We start from the raw sequence: 3359 nt of genomic DNA, 5'->3' as shown, positions 1-3359 counted from the left end.
GAGGGCTTGGTGGTGGCGGGCACGCTGCGTCGTGACGACGGTGGGCGTGATCGTTGGCTGCGGTCGGTGGCTGCTCTGCACGTGGCTGGTGTCGCCGTTGACTGGTCCCCGACTTTTGTGGGGGGTGTGCCCCGGCGGGTGCCGCTGCCCACGTACCCGTTTCAGCGTCGGCGCTACTGGCTTCCGGACGCGTTGGTCGAGTCTGTTGGCTCCGGTGTCGTCTCGGTCGGCCAGGTCCAGGACGTCGTCGAGCGTGGTGACATCGGGGCGGCTGTGGGTGGTGTTACCGAGAATGGACGGTCCGCGAGGCGGGACGGCTCTGGTGAAGCCGGTGTGAGAAGCGTCCCGGTAGCCGGTGGCGGGCGGTTGCTTGATCTGATCCGTGCTCATGCGGCTGTGGTGCTTGGTCATGACGGGCCGCAGGATGTCGATGCTGATCGCAGTTTCAGGGAGCAGGGCTTCGATTCGTACGCTGCGGTCAAGTTGTGTGACCGGCTCGCGGCGGTGACGGGGTTGCGGCTGTCGAGCACTCTGCTGTTCAACTATCCCACTCCTGTGCAGCTGCGGGAATATCTTCAGCGTCGGTTGGACGGGTTGTCTGAGCCGGCGACGGAACCGGTCGCTGTAGACACTGTGCTCGATGAGCCGGTGGCGATCGTGGGGATCGGGTGTCGGTATCCGGGTGGGGTGGATGACCCGGACGGGTTCTGGCGGTTGTTGGTCGAGGGCGTCGACGCGGTGGGTGATTTTCCCACGGACCGGGGTTGGGACCTGACAGCGCTGCACGACCCCGACCGGCGACGGTCGCAGACCCGGTACGGAACGTTCCTTCCCGAGGCTGGGATGTTCGACGCGGGGTTCTTCGGGATCAGTCCGCGTGAGGCTGTGGCGATGGATCCGCAGCAGCGCCTGTTGTTGGAGGTTTCCTGGGAGGCGTTGGAGCGGGCCGGGATCGACCCGTCGGGGCTGCGCGGGTCGGACACCGGCGTGTACGTGGGCCTGATGTACCACGACTACGCCATGCAGTTGGCGGTGAGCCCGGCCGACACCGAGGGATACACACTGACCGGGACCAGCGCAAGCGTGGCATCCGGGCGGGTGGCGTACACCCTGGGCCTGGAAGGCCCGGCCGTGTCGGTGGATACGGCGTGTTCGTCGTCCCTGGTCGCGGTGCATCTGGCGGCGCAGGCGTTGCGCTCGGGTGAGTGTTCGATGGCCCTGGCCGGTGGTGTGACGGTGATGGCCACGCCGGGGGCGTTCGTGGAGTTCTCCCGGCAGGGCGGGTTGGCCGCTGACGGGCGGTGTAAACCGTTCGCGGACGCCGCCGACGGCACAGGCTGGGGTGAGGGTGTCGGGGTGTTGGTGTTGGAGCGGTTGTCGGATGCCCGCCGGCGGGGGCATCAGGTGTTGGCGGTGGTGCGGGGCAGCGCGGTCAATCAGGACGGCGCTTCCAATGGGTTGAGTGCGCCGAACGGTCCGTCGCAGCAGCGGGTGATCCGCCAAGCCCTGGCCAACGCCCGGCTGTCGCCAGGCGACGTGGACGTGGTCGAAGCGCACGGCACGGGCACCACCCTGGGTGACCCGATCGAGGCACAGGCACTCATTGCCGCGTACGGCCAGGACCGGCCGCCGGGGCAGCCGTTGCGCCTGGGGTCGGTGAAGTCGAACATCGGCCACACCCAGGCCGCCGCCGGTGTCGCCGGGATCATCAAAATGGTCCTCGCGATGCGACACGGCCTGATGCCCAGGACGCTGCACGTGGATACCCCGTCCACTCACGTGGACTGGTCGGCCGGGTCGGTGCGTCTGCTGACCGAGGCCACGCCGTGGCCGGTCAACGGCCGGCCGCGGCGGGCTGGGGTGTCGTCGTTCGGGATCAGCGGCACCAACGCCCACCTCATTATCGAAGAACCCGAACCGACCGCGACCCCGAACGGCGCTGAGCTGTTCGAGTCGCCGCAGGACTCGCCGGCGGCGTCGGGCCAGGAGTCGCTGGTGGCTCCGCTGCCCGGTGGGGTGGTGCCGTGGCTGTTGTCGGCCAAGTCCGAGGTGGCGTTGCGGGCGCAGGCGCAGCGGCTGGCCGGGTTCCTGACCGACCGACCCGAGGTCGAGCCGGCTGTGGTGGGGCGCGGGTTGGTAGCCCGGTCGGTGTTCACGCATCGAGCGGTGGTCCTGGGCCAGCGTCGATCAGCGTTGATGGATGGGTTGCAGGCACTGGCCTCCGGTGGTCAGGCGTCGGGGGTGGTGACGGGGATCGCCGGGCCTGGTCGGTTGGCGGCGGTGTTCTCCGGGCAGGGGAGTCAGCGCCTCGGGATGGGCCAGGGCCTGTACAAGGCGTATCCGGTGTTCGCTGACGTGTTCGATGAGGTTTGCGCGTCCTTTGACCGCCATTTGGAGCGGTCGTTGCGGGACGTGGTCGCGGGCGACGCGCAGTTGTTGGATCAGACGGTGTACACCCAGGCGGGGTTGTTCGCGGTGCAGGTGGCGTTGTATCGGCTGGTCCGTTCGTGGGGGGTGGCCCCGGAATATGTGGCGGGGCATTCGATCGGCGACCTGAGCGCGGCTCATGTGGCGGGGGTGTGGGATCTGGCTGATGCGGTGGCGGTGGTGGCCGCGCGGGGCCGCCTGATGCAGACGCTTCCCGCTGGCGGGGCCATGGTCGCCTTGACCGCTAGTGAGGTCGAGGCCCACGACCTGATCGCGGGGCACACCGATCTGGTGGGTGTGGCGGCGGTCAACGGTCCCCGCTCCACGGTGATCTCCGGTGACCAGACCGTGGTGTTGGACCTGGCGCAGCAGTGGCGGGAGGCCGGTGGTAAGGCGCGGCGGTTGCGGGTCAGTCACGCGTTCCATTCGCCGTTGATGGAGCCGATGCTGGCCGAGTTCGCCGACGTGTTGCACGGGGTGCTGTGGCGTGAGCCAACCATCCCGGTGGTCTCCGGCACCCCCGGCGCCCGAGTGACCGAACCCGAATACTGGTTGGCGCACGCCCGCCACACGGTGCGCTACCACGACGCGGTGAACGCCCTGCGCGAGCAGGGCATGGACGTCTTCCTCGAACTCGGCCCGGACGGCACCCTGACCTCGATGGCCGACACCGACACCCCCGACGCAGAGGTGTGGCTGCCCACGCTGCGCGCCGAACGCGACGAGCCACAGACACTTCTGACCGCGGTCGCCGGGGTCCACGTACACGGCGGGACGGTGGACTGGCCGACACTGCTCGACACGAGTGCCGGCCGGCGGACTGTGGAACTGCCTACCTATCCGTTTGAGCGTCAGCGGTTTTGGCCGGTGGTGCGGGGTGTGTCGGTGGGGGGTGGGGATGGTGGGTTTGATGCGGAGTTTTGGCGGGTGGT

General features: G+C 68.8%; 1 pseudogene. It reads left to right on the top strand.

Going from position 1 to position 3359, the window contains the following annotated elements:
• Positions 1–375 precede the first annotated feature (375 nt).
• Positions 376–3359 (top strand): annotated as a pseudogene (locus ACIA6B_RS32480) (type I polyketide synthase); the annotation flags it as partial.

Source organism: Micromonospora sp. NPDC051141, from assembly GCF_044455765.1.
Classification (GTDB): Bacteria; Actinomycetota; Actinomycetes; order Mycobacteriales; family Micromonosporaceae; genus Micromonospora.
This window is presented reverse-complemented; position numbering and strand designations above follow the sequence as displayed.